The 15,818-nt window shown below is 60.0% G+C and carries 15 protein-coding genes; 4 read left to right on the forward strand and 11 right to left on the reverse strand.

The window, feature by feature from the left end:
• Positions 1-6: 6 nt before the first annotated feature.
• The 3 genes from K5Q35_RS09465 to K5Q35_RS09475 all read right to left on the reverse strand — a co-directional run bounded on the left by K5Q35_RS09465 (position 7) and on the right by K5Q35_RS09475 (position 4,772).
• The gene (locus tag K5Q35_RS09465) at positions 7-3,222 is read right to left on the reverse strand and encodes a valine--tRNA ligase (RefSeq protein ID WP_220799379.1); all 3,216 of its coding nucleotides are present in this window, start codon (positions 3,220-3,222) and stop codon (positions 7-9) included.
• A 75-nt stretch (positions 3,223-3,297) separates the two neighbouring features.
• Positions 3,298-3,897 (reverse strand): HD domain-containing protein, encoded by a 600-nt coding sequence (locus K5Q35_RS09470; protein WP_220799380.1) that lies wholly within the window; start codon positions 3,895-3,897, stop codon positions 3,298-3,300.
• Positions 3,894-4,772, reverse strand: coding sequence for a phytanoyl-CoA dioxygenase family protein (locus K5Q35_RS09475; protein ID WP_220799454.1), 879 nt, complete (start codon positions 4,770-4,772; stop codon positions 3,894-3,896). The genes K5Q35_RS09470 and K5Q35_RS09475 overlap by 4 nt, the downstream gene beginning before the upstream one ends.
• Before the next feature lie 204 nt (positions 4,773-4,976).
• Here K5Q35_RS09475 and K5Q35_RS09480 point away from each other — a divergent pair, with 204 nt between their 5' ends.
• Positions 4,977-7,274, forward strand: a complete 2,298-nt coding sequence (locus K5Q35_RS09480; RefSeq protein WP_220799381.1) for a xanthine dehydrogenase family protein molybdopterin-binding subunit — start codon at positions 4,977-4,979, stop codon at positions 7,272-7,274.
• Positions 7,252-8,331, forward strand: a complete 1,080-nt coding sequence (locus K5Q35_RS09485) for a DUF2235 domain-containing protein (RefSeq protein WP_052304804.1) — start codon at positions 7,252-7,254, stop codon at positions 8,329-8,331. Before K5Q35_RS09480 ends, K5Q35_RS09485 begins: the two co-directional genes overlap by 23 nt.
• 199 nt (positions 8,332-8,530) lie before the next feature.
• Here the strand turns inward: K5Q35_RS09485 and K5Q35_RS09490 are convergent, their stop codons facing one another.
• The 3 genes from K5Q35_RS09490 to metF all read right to left on the reverse strand — a co-directional run bounded on the left by K5Q35_RS09490 (position 8,531) and on the right by metF (position 10,591).
• Complete coding sequence (locus tag K5Q35_RS09490) at positions 8,531-9,085, reverse strand: hypothetical protein (protein ID WP_220799382.1); 555 nt, start codon at positions 9,083-9,085, stop codon at positions 8,531-8,533.
• 94 nt (positions 9,086-9,179) lie between these two features.
• On the reverse strand, positions 9,180-9,662 hold the full coding sequence (locus tag K5Q35_RS09495) for a PaaI family thioesterase (RefSeq protein WP_013962827.1): 483 nt from the start codon (positions 9,660-9,662) through the stop codon (positions 9,180-9,182).
• Positions 9,663-9,721: 59 nt separating this feature from the next.
• On the reverse strand, positions 9,722-10,591 hold the full coding sequence (gene metF / locus K5Q35_RS09500) for a methylenetetrahydrofolate reductase [NAD(P)H] (RefSeq protein WP_220799383.1): 870 nt from the start codon (positions 10,589-10,591) through the stop codon (positions 9,722-9,724).
• Between the two features lie 87 nt (positions 10,592-10,678).
• Here metF and K5Q35_RS09505 point away from each other — a divergent pair, with 87 nt between their 5' ends.
• Positions 10,679-11,584: a LysR family transcriptional regulator gene (locus K5Q35_RS09505; protein WP_220799384.1), complete on the forward strand. Its 906-nt coding sequence runs from the start codon at positions 10,679-10,681 to the stop codon at positions 11,582-11,584.
• A gap of 179 nt (positions 11,585-11,763) precedes the next feature.
• Here K5Q35_RS09505 and K5Q35_RS09510 read toward each other — a convergent pair whose 3' ends face one another.
• The 5 genes from K5Q35_RS09510 to K5Q35_RS09530 all read right to left on the reverse strand — a co-directional run bounded on the left by K5Q35_RS09510 (position 11,764) and on the right by K5Q35_RS09530 (position 15,320).
• Complete coding sequence (locus K5Q35_RS09510) at positions 11,764-12,621, reverse strand: delta-class carbonic anhydrase (RefSeq protein ID WP_220799385.1); 858 nt, start codon at positions 12,619-12,621, stop codon at positions 11,764-11,766.
• A 159-nt stretch (positions 12,622-12,780) separates the two neighbouring features.
• Complete coding sequence (locus tag K5Q35_RS09515) at positions 12,781-13,008, reverse strand: DUF1289 domain-containing protein (RefSeq protein ID WP_013962822.1); 228 nt, start codon at positions 13,006-13,008, stop codon at positions 12,781-12,783.
• On the reverse strand, positions 13,005-13,496 hold the full coding sequence (gene ruvX, locus K5Q35_RS09520; RefSeq protein ID WP_220799386.1) for a Holliday junction resolvase RuvX: 492 nt from the start codon (positions 13,494-13,496) through the stop codon (positions 13,005-13,007). Before ruvX ends, K5Q35_RS09515 begins: the two co-directional genes overlap by 4 nt.
• Entirely contained in the window at positions 13,493-14,734 is a 1,242-nt protein-coding gene (ccmI, locus tag K5Q35_RS09525) for a c-type cytochrome biogenesis protein CcmI (protein ID WP_220799387.1), read from the reverse strand. The genes ruvX and ccmI overlap by 4 nt, the downstream gene beginning before the upstream one ends.
• 391 nt (positions 14,735-15,125) lie before the next feature.
• Positions 15,126-15,320, reverse strand: coding sequence for a hypothetical protein (locus tag K5Q35_RS09530; RefSeq protein ID WP_013962818.1), 195 nt, complete (start codon positions 15,318-15,320; stop codon positions 15,126-15,128).
• A gap of 191 nt (positions 15,321-15,511) precedes the next feature.
• On the opposite strand from K5Q35_RS09530, the gene K5Q35_RS09535 reads away from it, so the two are divergent.
• Entirely contained in the window at positions 15,512-15,706 is a 195-nt protein-coding gene (locus K5Q35_RS09535; protein ID WP_044025363.1) for a hypothetical protein, read from the forward strand.
• Positions 15,707-15,818 lie beyond the last annotated feature (112 nt).

Here is a 15,818-nt window from a genome sequence, read left to right on the forward strand (position 1 = left end):
CGCAGTTTACCCCAGTTCGGCCAATCGCGCGAGCGCCTCGTTCAGCCGGGCTTCTTCCTCTTCGCGCAGGGCGAGATTGGCGCGAGTTTCCTCGACCACTTCGGGCGGGGCGGAGGCTGCGAATTTCGGATTGTTCAACCGCCCGCGCAGCCCACCGAGTTCTTTGGCCAGTTTGCCCAAGGATTTTTCGAGCCGCGATTTTTCCTCAGCGATATCAATGATGTCGGCCAGCGGCAGCCCAAAGGACGCGCCCCGCACGGCAAGCGATACTGTGCCTTTGGGGAAGCTGTCTGCGTGCGCAAGTGCTTCAACGCGGGCGAGGCGTTTGATCATCACTTCGTTGCGGTCCCAAGCGGTCTGTCCGGCGGCGTCGATCTCGGTGACGATCAGCGGGACATATAGGCCTGCGGGCACATGCATTTGTTGGCGGGCAGAGCGGATGGCTTCGATCAGGCTGATGACCCAATTTACCTCTGCGTCAGCAGCTTCATCCACCAGTTCTGCTGTTGTGTATGTGGGCCAGTCGGCGTGCACGAGCATCTTTTCGCGGGTGCCGGTGGCGGCCCAGAGTTCCTCGGTGATGAAGGGCATGACGGGGTGCAGCAGGATCATGCATTGATCGAGCACCCATGCCATCGTGGCGCGTGTCTCGGCGGCGTATTCGGCGTTGGTTTCGTCCTGCAACAGGGGTTTGGACAGTTCCACATACCAGTCACAGACCTTGCCCCAGACAAAGGCATAGGCCGCGTTGGCCGCGTCGTTGAAACGGTAGTTTTCGAGCGCTGCGTCGATCTCTTGCCGGACTTTTGCGGTCTCTCCGATGATCCATTTGTTCACGGCCTGTTCGACGTCGGCAGGAGGTCGGTTTTGCGTCGGTATCACGTCGGTGCGTGCCGCGCGCTGGGCAAAGACTTCGTTCATCTCCGCAAAGCGACATGCGTTCCACAATTTGGTGCCGAAATTGCGGTAGCCTGCGATGCGCTGGGTGGAGAGTTTCAGATCGCGCCCCATGGCGGCCATGGCGGTGAGGGTGAAGCGCACGGCGTCCGCGCCGAACTCGTCGATCATGTCGAGCGGGTCGATGACGTTGCCGAGGGACTTGGACATCTTCTTGCCCTTTTCATCGCGCACGAGCGCGTGGACATAGACGGTCGAGAACGGCTTTTGCCCCGTCACCGCGTATTGCATCATCATCATCCGGGCGACCCAGAAGAAGATGATGTCAAAGCCAGTGATCAGCGTGGAGGTGGGGAAATATTTTTGCAGCGCGTCGTTCTGCGCGTCTGTTTCGGCGTCTCCCGTCCAGCCGAGCGTGCCGATAGGCCAGAGACCGGAGGAGAACCATGTGTCTAGGACGTCGGGATCGCGGCGCAAACGCACTTCCAAAGTCTTTTCGCCCGTATCTTTGTTAAAGTTCGAAGAAAATTGCCAAGTACGCGGGTTTTCGAGACGTGTCTCAGGATATGCGTTTTCTAGTTCCGTACCTACCATCATCTGACGCAATTGCGCATACTCTTCATCACTCGTCGGCCAACTATTTTCAGGCTCCTCCAGTTGCTCACAAACGGTGACCTTGGTGTCCGGGAAAATTGATTGGTAGTGCTCTGTGGCATTTTTTCTTGCTGCTTCAAAGTTAGGGAAGCAAAACTTCTGATCTGGCAACAAGCTACCAACTTTCTTCGAACTAAACCCGGGACCAAACCAAACTGGAATTTGATGCCCCCACCACAATTGCCGCGAGATACACCATGGTTCGATGTTTTCCAGCCAGTTGAAGTAGACCTTCTTGTCCTGCTCGGGGAAGATCGTGACATCGCCATTGCGCACAGCGTCAATCGCGGGCTGCACGATTTTGGAGGTCTCGACGAACCACTGATCGGTCAGCATCGGTTCGATGACGACTTTGGAGCGGTCGCCAAAGGGCTGCATGATCTTTTTGCTCTCGACCAGCGGCTCAAGGAAGGGTTCGTCCACGGGCAAAAACGCGTCTTCGGGGTCGGGGTTGGCGACGGGGACCATGACGGCCAGCCCTTCGGCGGTGATCTGTTTCACGACGGCTTTGCGGGCCTCGAACCGGTCGAGGCCGCGCAACTCATCGGGGACGAGGTTGACCGCGTCGGCTTCGGCCTCGCTGAGCGTGCGCTCGCCTTGGGCCACGGCCATCGCAATCGCGGCAGCCTCGGCGTAGGGCGCGCCGTCGTCGCGCATGGCGGCTTTGGTGTCCATCAGGCGGTAAAGCGGGATGTCGTTGCGTTTGGCCACGGCGTAGTCGTTGAAGTCATGCGCGCCGGTGATCTTGACCGCGCCCGAGCCGAAGGTGGGATCGGGGTATTCATCGGTGATGATCGGGATCAGGCGGCGGTGTTCCTTGGGCCCAACCGGGATTTCGCAGAGCTTTCCGATGATTGGTGCATAACGTTCATCTGACGGATGCACGGCAACCGCGCCGTCGCCCAGCATGGTTTCGGGGCGGGTCGTGGCGATGGAGATATAATCGCGGGTTTCGCGGAGGGTCTCGTTTCCGTCCTCGTCCTTTTCGACGTATTCATAGGTGGCCCCCCCGGCGAGCGGGTATTTGAAGTGCCACATGTGGCCGTCGACTTCGATATTCTCAACCTCGAGGTCCGAGATCGCGGTTTCGAAATGCGGGTCCCAGTTGACCAGCCGCTTGCCGCGATAAATCAGGCCCTTGTTGTACATATCCACGAAGACCTTGATGACCGCGTCGTGGAAATTCGGGCCGTTGCCTGCGTCAGGGTCGCCCGGTGCGCCGCCCATGGTGAAGGCTTCGCGTGACCAGTCACAGGACGCGCCGAGGCGTTTGAGTTGCCCGATGATCGTGCCGCGGGATGCGACCTTTTGCTGCCAGACACGGTCGAGGAACTTTTCGCGCCCCATCTCGCGGCGGGTCGGTTCGCCATTGGCGGCCATTTCGCGTTCAGTGACCATTTGCGTGGCGATGCCTGCGTGATCCGTGCCCGGCTGCCAGAGCGTGTCGAAGCCGCGCATGCGGTGCCAGCGGATCAGGATATCCTGCAGCGTGTTGTTGAAGGCGTGGCCCATGTGCAGCGATCCCGTCACATTGGGCGGGGGGATCATGATCGAAAAGGTTTCAGCAGCTGCCCGGGCATTGGCCCCGGCCTTGAATGCGCCCGCTTGTTCCCAAGCGGCGTAGAGGCGTGCTTCGGCCTCTTTTGCGTCGAATGTCTTGTCCAGCGCCATTACATGCGTCCTTTACCCTTGCTTGCGCGATGATCTAGCCGAGGTCGCCGCAAAGGGAAAGGTCGGGCGTGCGGTTTATGTGCTGATCAGCGGTTCGCGTGCGCCGGGGCGGATGATGGCCGGATGGTAAGGCGTGCGGGCAAAGACGGCGCGCACCCGGTCGACAAAGTGGTCAATCGGCAGGGTGTCATAGGCGGGATCAAAGCTGGACTGGTCCCAGCGTTCGCAAAACTGCGCGCAGTCGTCAAAATAGGCGCTGTCGCGGTAGGCGTCGCGTTTGTGCGGGTTCGCGCCGACGTGGTGGCCGTAGTAAATCATTTGGAAGTCACCGTGTTTTTCCACGACCCACGTGCATTGCTCGCGCACGAAGGGGCGCAGGATGGTGGCGGCGTATTCGTCGTGGTTGTAGGGCGCAAAGATGTCGCCGATGTCATGCAGCAGGGCGGAGACGATCCAATCCGTGTCAGCGCCATCGCGTTCGGCGCGGGTGGCCGATTGCAGCGAGTGGCCAAGGCGGGTGATCTGGTAGCCCGAGAGGCTTTCATCAAGGCTGACCAGCGCCTTGAGCAGGCGGTCGGCGGTGCCTTTAGTATAGGCAGTTTCGTGTTCGGTGAGGAAGTCGTAGTCTTCCTTGGTGCCGTCTTTCATCTGGGTAAAGCTGACGCGGTCGATCATCCGTAGAGGGTTCCTTGTTCCCTGGCGCCGGACATCATCGCCTTGGCCTGTGCGGCGCGGATTTTATCATACTGCGCGAGGGCATCGGGGGCAAAATTCGCCGATGGCGCGGGGAAGCTGGCGAAATGGCCGTGCCTGTCTGCGCCACGGGCGAGGAGGGCATAATCGACCTCGGCCACTTGCTGTTTCACATCCGGCGTGCAGTAGCGGATGACGGCGGCAATGCGGCGATCATCGGTGGTATTGGGGCCGGAGCCGTGGATCGTCAGCCCGTGGTGGAGCGAGATCTGGCCGGGGTGGATTTCGATGGGCACCTTGTCTGCGTCCGCCACATCGACCTGTACTTCCTGCCCGCGCGACAGAAGGTTATTCTCGGCAAAGGTGTCTTCATGCGGCAGGATCGCGTTTTTATGTGAGCCGCGCACGAAATCCATGCACCCGGAGGCAGGCGTCGCAGGCGAGAGCGACAGCCATGCGGTGACCAGCCCGTCAATCGCGCCGAGGCCCCAATAGGTCAGGTCCTGATGCATGGAGACGATCTGGTTGGTGCGGGGTTCCTTGATGAAGAATTCCACCGCGTAGATCATGATGTCGGGGCCGAGGATACCTTCGACGACGTCCAGAATGCGCGGGTCGGACCCGATGCGGTGGGCCATGGGCATCACGCAATGCGAATTGACACGCTTATAGGTGCTGAGCGGCAGGGGCAGGCCCGCATCGAGGTAATCCGCCTCGATCTGTTCAAGCTCGGCGCGCAGGGCGGTCGCCTCACGCGCGGGCATCACCTGCAGCGGGAAGAGATAGCCGTCGCGCCAGTACTGATCTGTCTGGGCTTGCGTCAGTCGGCCCTGTTCCAGTGGCAAGGGGTGGGGCATCTGATCCTCCGGGTCGTGTGGTTGAATGATCGCGCTGGTGCGGGCGGGCTTCTGTTCTGTTTGCGACATCAATCTGCGTGCCGCAAAACGGCGCGTCGGTCCGTTGGTGCCGGCGATCATGTTATGACAGGTCTCAGCACTGGACAAGCGGGTCACCACCGCTACTGTCCCAATGACAGAGGTCGGTATGCAAGGAGGCATCGCATGGAAAAATTTGGCAAATCACAGCCCGTAAAGCGGGTTGAGGATGTTCGTTTTCTCACAGGTGAAGGTCGCTATGTAGATGATATCGCACCTGAGGGTGCGCTCTTTGCTTTTGTGTTTCGCGCGCCTGTGGCCCATGCGGTGATCACCGGTCTGGATGTAGCGGAGGCGCGCACCGCGCCAGGCGTGCACGCGGTGCTGACGGCGGATGATCTGAAGGCTGCCGGGATTACCAAATCGATGTCCGCCCAGACGGTCAAGAACCTCGATGGCAGCATGGGTGCGGCCCCCCGCAGACCGATCCTCGCAGAGGAGCGTTTGCGTTTTGTGGGCGAGCCTGTGTCGTTCATCGTGGCGGAGACGCTCGACCAGGCGCGCGATGCGGCGGAATTGATAGACCTGTCCTATGATGAGTTGCCCGCCAAGATGGATATTCAGGCCGGTGGCGCGCCATTGCACGCCGAGGCCCCTGACAACGTGGCCTTTGACTGGGGCATGGGAGATGAGGCCGCCACGGACGCCGCATTTGCCGCCGCTGCGCACACGGTATCGCTGGAGGTGCCAGACAATCGCATCATCGTCAATTCGCTTGAGCCGCGCGGATGTTATGCCGAATGGAAGGGCGAGCGGGTCCATGTTTCTGTGGGCGGGCAGGGCGTCTGGGCGCAGAAATCAGAGATCGCGGAATTGCTGAACATCGACGCAGAACGCGTGCGGGTCACCAACCCGGATACGGGCGGTGGGTTCGGGATGAAGGGGTTCCCCTATCCGGAATATGCGCTGGCCGCCCATGCCGCCAAAACTGTCGGCAAGCCCGTGCGCTGGATGTCGGAGCGTACCGAGGCGATGTTGACAGATAACGCCGGGCGCGATCTGACGAGCTTTGCCGAATTTGCCTTTGATGAAAACCACAAGATCATCGGATATCGCGTGCATACGCGCTGCAACCTTGGCGCTTACAACAGCATGTATGCGCAGTTCATCCAGAGCCAGCTGTTCAGCCGGGTGCTGATGGGGGTCTATGATGTGCAGGCCACATGGCTGCGGGTCGAGGGGATTTACACCAACACGACCTATGTGGACGCCTATCGTGGCGCAGGGCGACCCGAGGCGATTTACGTGCTGGAGCGGTTGATTGACCGCGCGGCCCGGACCCTCGGTGTGGACCCGCTGGAATTGCGGCGGATCAATTTCATCAAGCCTGATCAGTTCCCCTATCAGAACTCGACCGGTGAATTGTATGACGTCGGCGATTTCGACAAAGTGCTGCGCCGCGCTGAACTTGAGGCCGATCTTGCGGGCTTTGCGGCACGCAAAGAAGCCGACGCGGGCCGGGGTCTGCTGCGCGGACTGGGGCTGTGTTACTATATTGAAAGTATTTTGGGTGATCCTAGTGAAGGCGCAAAGATTGCGTTCAATGAGGATGGCACCGTGAGCATCTATGTCGGCACACAAAGCACAGGACAGGGGCATGAAACCGTCTATGCCCAGTTTCTGAGTGATCAGACCGGGATACCGGCGGATCAGATTTTTGTCGTGCAGGGCGACAGTGATCAGATTGCGCAGGGCGGCGGCACTGGCGGGTCACGCTCCGTCACCGTGCAGAATACGGCGACGCTGGCCACGGTTGAGGTCATGACCACGGCATTCACGGCCTTTCTGGCCGATGAAATGGGCGTGCCAGCATCTGAGATCAGTTTTGACGATGAACGCTTCCGCGCGGATGGCAGCAATATGACGCCGACCATGTTGGAAGTGGCCGAACTGGCCCGTGAAAAGGGCCGCGATGATCTGTTGAGTCACGCGGCACGCGCGACCCTGCCTGCGCGCAGTTTCCCCAATGGCTGCCATGTGTCCGAGGTTGTGATTGACCCCGATACCGGCGTTGTCAGCGTCGATCGCTATACGGTGGTTGATGATTTTGGAAATCTTATCAACCCGATGCTGGCCGAAGGACAGGTGCATGGCGGTGTCGCACAGGGCATCGGGCAGGCGATCAGCGAACATGTGGTTTTTGATGAGCAGGGCCAGTTGCTGACCGCGAGTTTCATGGATTACGCGATGCCGCGGGCGGATGGTGTGCCCAACATCAGCTTTACCTCTGAACCCGTGCCCTCAACGGCGAATATCATGGGGATGAAGGGGTGTGGAGAGGCCGGCACGGTTGGTGCCCTCGCCGCTGTGGCGAATGCAGTTCAGGATGCGCTTTGGGAGCATGGCGTGCGGCAGGCGGATATGCCGTTCACACCGCTGAAGGTTTGGGAGTTGTTAAACAGTGAGGCTATCGCGGCCGAATAGAAAAACGTGGCACTGGCTGCGCCGGGCGATCTGGCGGCGGCCAGCGCAGGATTTTGGGCCCCGCCGCGGGCCGGTCACGCATGTTATTATTCTCGACGGCACGATGTCGTCGCTCAATCCCGGTCAGGAGACGAACGCCGGGATCGCCTATCATCTGTGCCGCGAGATGGGCGCGCAACTGTCGATTTATTATGAACCCGGCCTGCAATGGACTGACTGGCGGTCCGCGCGCGATGTGATGATCGGGCGCGGGATCAATCGGCAGATCAGGCGCGCCTATGGCTACCTAGCATCGCGCTACAGGCCGGGGGATCGCATTTTCCTCATGGGATATTCGCGCGGGGCCTATGCGGTGCGCAGCCTTGCGGGTGTCATTGACATGATGGGGCTGTTGCGCGCTCAGGTCGCGACGGAGCGGAACATTCGTGATGTTTACCGCCATTATCAAGGCAACCCGGAGAGCGACGTGGCACGCGCCTTTTCCCGGGCAAAATGTTTGCAGAACGTCGAGATTGAAATGATTGGTGTGTGGGACACGGTCAAGGCGCTGGGCCTGAATATGCCCGTGCTGTGGCGGTTGAGCGAAAAGGCGCATGCGTTTCACAGCGATGCGCTGAGCCATAATGTCAAGGCGGGGTTTCACGCGGTGGCGCTGGATGAAACCCGCGCGGCCTATGCGCCGGTGATGTGGAACACGCCCGATGGTTTCGAGGGCCGGGTGGAGCAGCTTTGGTTTCCCGGAACCCATGGCGATATCGGCGGGCAGCTGGGCGGGTTCGAGGACGCGCGGCCCCTGTCCAACATCCCGTTGGTCTGGATGCTGGAGCGCGCGCAGCTGGCCGGGTTGCCGCTGCCCGAGGGCTGGGCCAGGCGGTTTCCCTGTGATCCGAACGCCCCGATGCTGGGCACCTTTCGCGGGCGCGGCAAGTGGTTCGTGACGCGCCGTGCGCGTGTGGCGCTGACGGACTCCTCCGAGCGGATGCATGACAGCGTGCATTTGCGCGCGGCCGCGCGTCCCGCACCCCGGCGCAGAATGGCGTTTGGCAGGGCAGTCTAGCATCAGCGTGCGCGGCTATTCGAGCGACCCGGCTTGCAATTCATTGGGAGTAATGATGCGCGGCCACCATCTGCCGCGGCAGATATGCATGAGATCCTGAAGCGTCATGCGAAAAACCTGAATCACGTAACGCTGCCTGAAATCAAAGATTTCAACGCGTTACGTGATACTTGATGTCTCAGGTATTTCGTCAGACGCTTTAAAACGCCGTTGCGGCATTTTTCAAGACGTCGCTCGGCACACCAAATACACCGCGACTGGTCGAAATGCCGCTGCCCCCGACGCAGTAGTCGGCCCTGTCGTAGGATTTGAAATCGTCGATGGAACGATCTGACATCAGCGCGTCAGACACGTTGACCGCCGTCTGAGATCCGCCGCCCCGCCTGATGCGTTCCGCTGAAAGCAGTTCTTTTTCCTCCGCATCGAACCTCTGCGCGGTGTCGCGCCACGCACCGATGGGCGTCAAACGCACCATCGAGACCACGGTGCTGCCTTCCCTTAAGTGGGTCGCTGTCAAATTGATGGTGGCTCTGTGGTGTTTCAGATCGATGAACGCGGTCGTCGCATAGAATGACCAGCCCATTTCGCAAGCTTGCGCCGAAGATCGCGTTTCGATGATCTTGCAGTCTGAGACGGTTATTCTCTTGGTGTCCCAGCTGGATTTCAAGTTTGGATCCTTCGCCGAAAGGGCGCGCTGCACTTCAGCTTCTGCGGCAGCAAGGTTGTAGGTTTTGAAATCCGGCAATTTTACCATGGATTCGACCGTCGCTATTAAAAACGCCCCCAAAACAAAGGCAACTGCGACGAGCACGTATTTAAATGTTGTCCATCTACTCGGTATATCGTCTTTAGCCCGGTTTCATAATGATGCAGGTCGTTGATCCGGTTGCGTAGAGCTTGCCATCCTCGGCGCCGCGAATTTCGCCATGTGCCACGCTGGTGGTGCGGCCTGCGTGATCCACCACGGCATCGCAATGGACGAACATGCCGAGGGGAATGGCGCGGGTGATATTCACCTTATACTCCAGCGTCGTATAGACCGAACCCTGCGGCACTTTGGTCATCACAGCGCAGCCCAGTGCCGAATCGAGCAAGGCCCCATACCAGCCGCCATGGACGGCACCGCTGGGGTTCATGGCGCTGAATTCCGGGGTGCCGCAAAAGCGCACGCGGCCCTCTTCGACCTCAAGCAGGTTGAAATTGAGTGTCGCCGCAATGGGAGCGCCTGCGATCTCTCCTTTGAGCACGCGCTGCATGAAGGTCAGCCCCGACATGCCAAGGATTTCAGAGCGGGGCAGCAAATCGTCAGGGGTTTGGGCAGCGTAGGGCATCTGGTTCTCCGCAATAAGTGTTGTTGAGACACTAAGCGGCTGGTGCGCGGCTTCAAGGTTTACGCGACGTCCATAACACCTGTGACGGCCTGTGTGACACCCAATGCATGACATATTTCGCGCGTCAGTTCCGGGCGGTTGAGGGTATAGAAATGCAAACTGTCGACGCCTTCGTCCACCAGATCCGAGCAGAGTTCGGTGCATAACGCACGGGCCAGCAGGTCGTGTCGGTCATCCCGCAGGGCCGCGTCAAACGCCTGATCGAGCCACGCGGGGATGGATGTCCCGCAGCGCTGCGCGAATTTGCGGGCGTTCGTCCAGTTGGTGATGGGCAGGATGCCGGGTGTGATTGGGACGGAGATGCCCGCGCGCGCGCAATCGTCGCGAAACCGCAGAAAGGTATCCGCCTCAAAGAAGAACTGCGTGATCGCCTCGCAAGCGCCTGCGTCAACCTTGGCCTTGAGCCAGTCGATATTGGCCTGCTGGCTTGCCGCTTCGGGGTGTTTTTCTGGGTATGCACCGACGCGCAGCGTGAATTGACCGCTGCGTGACAGGGCCTCTATCAACTCAACCGAGTTGGCGAACCCGTCCGGATGCGGGGTGAAGCCAGTGCTGCCGTCGGGTGCATCGCCGCGCAGGGCAACGATATCCGTGATCCCGGCCTGGGCGAAGCGTTGCGCGATGGCGAGGGTTTCGGCCTTTGATGCGCCCACGCAGGTCAGATGCGCGGCGACCGGCAGTCCGGATGATTTGTGCAACGTATAGGCCGCATCATGGGTCAGATCGCGTGTCGTGCCGCCCGCGCCGTAGGTGACTGAGAAAAAGCGTGGGGCCAAAGGCGCAAGCGCCTGCGCGGTATCCCAAAGCTTGAAAGACGCATCAATGGAGCGGGGCGGGAAGACTTCGAATGAAACGGCTGGGATGGGCATCAATGTATCCTCGGATTTTTCATGACTTGTGCCACAGAATTAAAAATGAGACAAATTCATAACTTTCATCTTTAACATGAGTTCTGTATGCATATTGAGTTTCGCCATCTGCGCACGATTGAAGCGATCCATGAGGCGGGGGGGTTGGCGCATGCGGCGGACCAGTTGCATATCACGCAATCCGCCTTGAGCCATCAAATCAAGGGCTTGGAGGATCAGGCGGGGGTTGAGCTTTTCGTGCGCCGGTCCAAACCGCTCAAGCTGTCTCCGGCGGGGATGCGTTTGCTGAAACTCGCGCGGCAGGTTTTGCCGCAGGTCAAGGCATTGCAGGATGAATTCACCGGCTTGCGCGCGGGCAGCACGGGGCGGATGCATATCGCCATTGAATGCCACGCCTGTTTTGAGTGGCTGTTTCCCGTGCTGGAACAGTTTCGCAAAGCCTGGGGGGAGGTCGACGTGGACATCCGCCCCGGTTTGGCCTTTGACGCGCTGCCCGCGCTGCTGAAGGAGGAAGTCGATCTGGTGGTGTCGTCTGACCCCGAGGATCTGCCCGGTGTGGAATTTGTCGAACTCTTTGATTATGCACCGGTTTTCGTGGCGGCCAGCACCCATGCCCTGGCCCAGAAACCCTATATCGAGGCGGGCGACTTTCGTGGCGAGACCCTGATCACCTATCCGGTGGAGCGTTCGCGTCTGGACGTGTTCAGCCAGCTGCTGATCCCGGCCAAGGTCGAACCTGCGGCGATCCGGCAGGTGGAACTGACGGCCGTTATTCTGCTGTTGGTGGCGTCCAACCGGGGAGTGGCGGTCTTGCCCGATTGGGTGGTGCGCGAGGTGAAGTATTCATCCGACTACGTCACGCGCCCCCTGACGGCCCAAGGGATCACGCGGCGTCTTTATGCGGCTGTGCGCAGTGATGATCTGGACAAGCCGTTCATGCAGCATTTGCTGGATCTCGCAGGGGCAGAGGCGCGGAAATTGCAGTCGGCGTAAGTATAGCGTGATGGACCCGCCCCATGCCCTTGTCACAAATGTGCACAAGGGTGTGGGGCGGGTATCTGGTCGCCTGTTGGGTCTGATGACAGACCAGAACCATCACGTAACGCTGCCTGAAATCAAAGATTTCAATGCGTTACGTGATGCTTGATGTTTCAGATATTTCGTCAGACGCTCTAGTTGATGTCGGAAATCAGGTCCGGGTTCACGACGAGGTTGCGCACGCCGTGAGCTTCGCCCTCACTGAAAATATTGTCGGACAGCCATGTCTCGACGCTGGTGATGGAGACCTTCATCACCTCAGGTCGCACGCTCCATGAGACCTGCAGGGGCGATCCTTGTTCGTTGAAAGAGGGGCCGGTTGTCGATCCGTTGTAGGCGATCGGGGTGCCGGTGTCGGTGGGAATGTTGACCGCCTGATAAAGGCCATCGACCTGTTCCACTTGGGTCAGGGTCACGAAATCTGCCGCTTCCGGATCGTTGACGAGCACATAGACCTGCGCCTCGACACGCAGCTGGGGGTTGCCGATGGACTCGGCAAGACAAGCGCCCAGCGTTGGGCCCGGCGCGACCTGCGCGGTGGTGTGCACGTAATGCAGTTCGATTGTGTCACCCGGTGCCAGATCGCCGTATTTTCCTGCGCCGATTGTGCGTCCCAAGGGTGTAAGCTCAGCCTCGGACAGGGTGCCATTGTATCTGAACCCCGTTCCTGCGCCCGCCCCATCGCCGTTCCCGGCAAATGCCGTGAATTCGCCGCCACGGTGTTCGGCGTTTTCGTGAAAGTGGATGTTGCACAGGTTCATTTGCGTAAATGCGGGGGCCGTGCCGAAGGCGCGCGCGTTGTTGCCGCTCAGCGTTTCGAGGTCACGCGGGGATTGTGGCCCAAAACCGGCGCCTTGCGTATTTTTGGCCAAGGCCGCCCGTTGTGCGGCGATGACATCATCCCCGACAGCGCCGTGTCCGTCCGCAAGGGTGGATCCGGCGGTGAGCATCAAGACGCCAAAGGCACCGAAGCAAATTCTGGTAGATTTCATATGTCGCGTTTCCCTGTTTTGACATTAAAAAAGGCAGCGTAAACCCGCTGCCTTGCACGTCATAGATGTGCGCGCGGGTGGCTTTATTCAAGATCGCTTTGGTGTGTTTCGTCGGGTGGTAACCGGTCCGGATATCAGGCCGTCACATGGGCTGACCGGTCAGCGGGCCAACCGTGCGGCCCGTCCGCCGCGACGTTTGGTGAGCAGCCCTTGTCTGCTTGGCAATTCGTCCATCACCATGCGCCGCGCGTCGGGTGAGAGTTTGGACCACATCGTGATTTCATCGATGGAGCGCAGGCAGCCCGTGCACAGGCGTGCCTCGGGGTGGATCACGCAGATTTTGATGCAGGGGCTTTCGACTTCGTCCCGCTTCCAGATGTCACTCATTTTTGATCCTGTTCTGCGCGTATCACGCGGATGCGGTCCAACGCGCCTTGCAGGATATACCCTGCGGCGACGTGGTCAATGACCTCTGCGCGACGTTTTCGAGACGTATCCGCCTCAAGCAGGGCGCGTTCGGCAGCCACGGTGGACAGGCGCTCATCCCAAAAGGTGATGGGCAGGTCCGACCCGATGGTTTTTTCCAGATTGCGGGCAAAGGCGCGGGTGGATTGGCAGCGCGGCCCTTCCGAGCCGTCCATATTGCGCGGCAGACCCAGCACAAGCCCGCCAAGCCGCCGTTCGGAAGCGATTTTCACCAGACGGGCGGCGTCCAGCGTGAACTTACGCCGTTTGATGGTTTCCAAAGGCGTGGCCACCGACAGGAACGTATCGCTTACGGCGACACCGATGGTCTGGGTGCCCAGATCAAGGCCCATGAGGCTGCGCATCGGCGCAAGTGCCGCGAGAAAGTCAGCGGTATCTTCAAGGATCATTCGGCCACTTGCGCCCGTTGTCCGGCGCGCAGCAGCAGATCAAGCGCGCGGGTGTCATCGGCAAAGACCTGAATGGCGTTTTCATAGACGCTGCGCGCCGCCCCCGTCTGGCCCAAGACGCCAAGTGCGGTGATCAGCTGTGCCCAATCCTGCACCGGGCCGCCCTCGGTACCAAGCCGGTCTGAAAGGCCCTGCACCATACTCTCGATCATCTCGAGGCGTTCGGACGGGCTCATCTCACCTGCGGCCTCGATGTCGGCAGCGCTCGGGCCGCCGGGAGCGTCAAGACCGGGGCCGATTTCGGGCAGTTGGTAGTTGACGCCAGCCCGGAACGCGAGGTCTTCGATCTGGGCGAGGACAGGTTCGATCCAGGCGGCCTCGCGCGGGCCTTCGCGCAACAGCTGGTCCCAGATGCGGAACGCATTGTCGGGCCGTCCGGTTTGCGCCAGCATCAGGCCGATATAATAGCGCGCCGCCCCATTGGTGGGGTCCAGAGCAAGCACCTGACTCAGCACGCTTTCCGCCTCCGGAGAGACATAGCCACCCGCTGCCAGCACCAGCATATCAGCGTAGTTCGCGTAGTCTTCACTGGTGGCGTCATCGCCGCGCAGCCGCAGAATTTCTCCCTGCGCGCGGGCGGCGGCGCGGAAATTGCCGAGGTTCCCCTCGTTTTGCGCCAGAAGGGTCAGACCCTGAATATCTTCGGGGCGCGCCGCCACGGCTTCGCGCAGCCGTTCCACCAGCGCGACGTAATCGGGGCTGATGTCCGGCGGGGCCACATAGGCGGGCAGGCTGTCTTCGGCTTCTTGCTGGCTGGGGCGATTTTCGCGGGCTTCTTCGGCCAGAACGATGCGATCCTTGAGCGCCAGATCGCCGTAGCCCGGCGCGCCGATGGTCATGTACAGCCACAGGCTGCCACCGATCAGAACCACCGCCAGAATGGCCCCGACAAGACTTGGTGCGCCTTTGTTTGCGTCCGCTTCAAGCGCATCGGTTTGCAAGGCGGCATCAGCCGCGAGGATGCGGCGCGAAATCTCGGCACGGACCCGGTCTGCATCTGCGGGATCCACGACGCCACGCGCCAGATCCTTGTCCACTTCGCGCAACTGATCGCGGTAAACGCGCAGGTCATAAGCCGCCGCTGGTTCGGTTGCGCCGCGTTTTGGCGCGCGCAGGGCAAGGATCAACAAAAGGGCCACAACAATCGCCAGTCCAGCAGAGATAATCCAGAACGTCATAAAGCCCTCTTGCAGCATTGAAGTACTCATGTAGCGATCAAATGGGCCGCGCAAAAGGGGCAAACGATCAAGAGCAGAGGTGTTACATGCGAGATGATGTCGCGCGTGGCCGGTTTACGCATGAAGGCGGTGGGCAGAGCCTTCAGGTCCACCATCCGCTTCTGGCGTACTGCGCGTTTATTCAAGGACTGATCAAGGGTATATTACGCCGCGATGACATACCACGCGCGCCTGCCCCTGCCACCCGCACGGCATGCGTTAGCGTTTTGATAACGTGCGTCTGGCCATCGCGCATGATGAGGGGGGCAGGTACCTGCGACGTGATGACCGTGCGGGCGCGCACCGGAGTTCTGATGGTGCCGAGCTTTTTTTCGCAAATGACTTTCAGCGCTTATTTTGACGCGCCATCCGACTTTTTGTTCTCGCCTGCGGCAGAGCCGAATGCGATCAGATTGCTGACATCTACTTCACGTCCGCCACGCGCTGCTTTGCGTTTGGCGATGCCGCGCCGTTCCAGCACGAGTAAGACGATGGCAATCGCGCCGATGCTGCCAAATCCGAGTACTGCCAACATTTGTTCGCTCATGAAGTTTCTCCGTTCTCTCAGTTCACATTTAGTATAGCGCAAGTTCCCGGACGGGCCAAATGCGCGGTGCTCAGCCGATGGGGTTGGGGCGCAAAGGCTGTCACCCGCCGAAAGCTGTCGGGGATTTCCGCTTATATTGCAGCGCGCCGTGTACCCGTCATCATGAAATTCTCAGAAAAGGAGAGAAGATCATGTCAGACTACTCACAGCACAACCAAGGCATCGGTGGCAAAGGTATTGTTGTCGGATTGCTTCTCATCGGGCTCTTTGTTGCAGGACTTGCGTTTCTCGGCGCAAACGGTTCGGAAGTTGAACCGGGCACAGCCGTCATAGACCCCGCCAATCCGGTAGCTGAGCCTGAACCGGCACCGGCCATCACTGAATAACACCAGAACATCAGGGGCAGACAAATGGGGGCGGGTGTCTTATGGCATCCGCCCCTTTTGCCCGAAATCCAATGCGACCTGGACCGGTTTGTCGCGATTGGCCCCATTTGCA

The organism is Roseobacter sp. OBYS 0001 (assembly GCF_019654895.1).
Lineage (GTDB): Bacteria > Pseudomonadota > Alphaproteobacteria > Rhodobacterales > Rhodobacteraceae > Roseobacter > Roseobacter litoralis.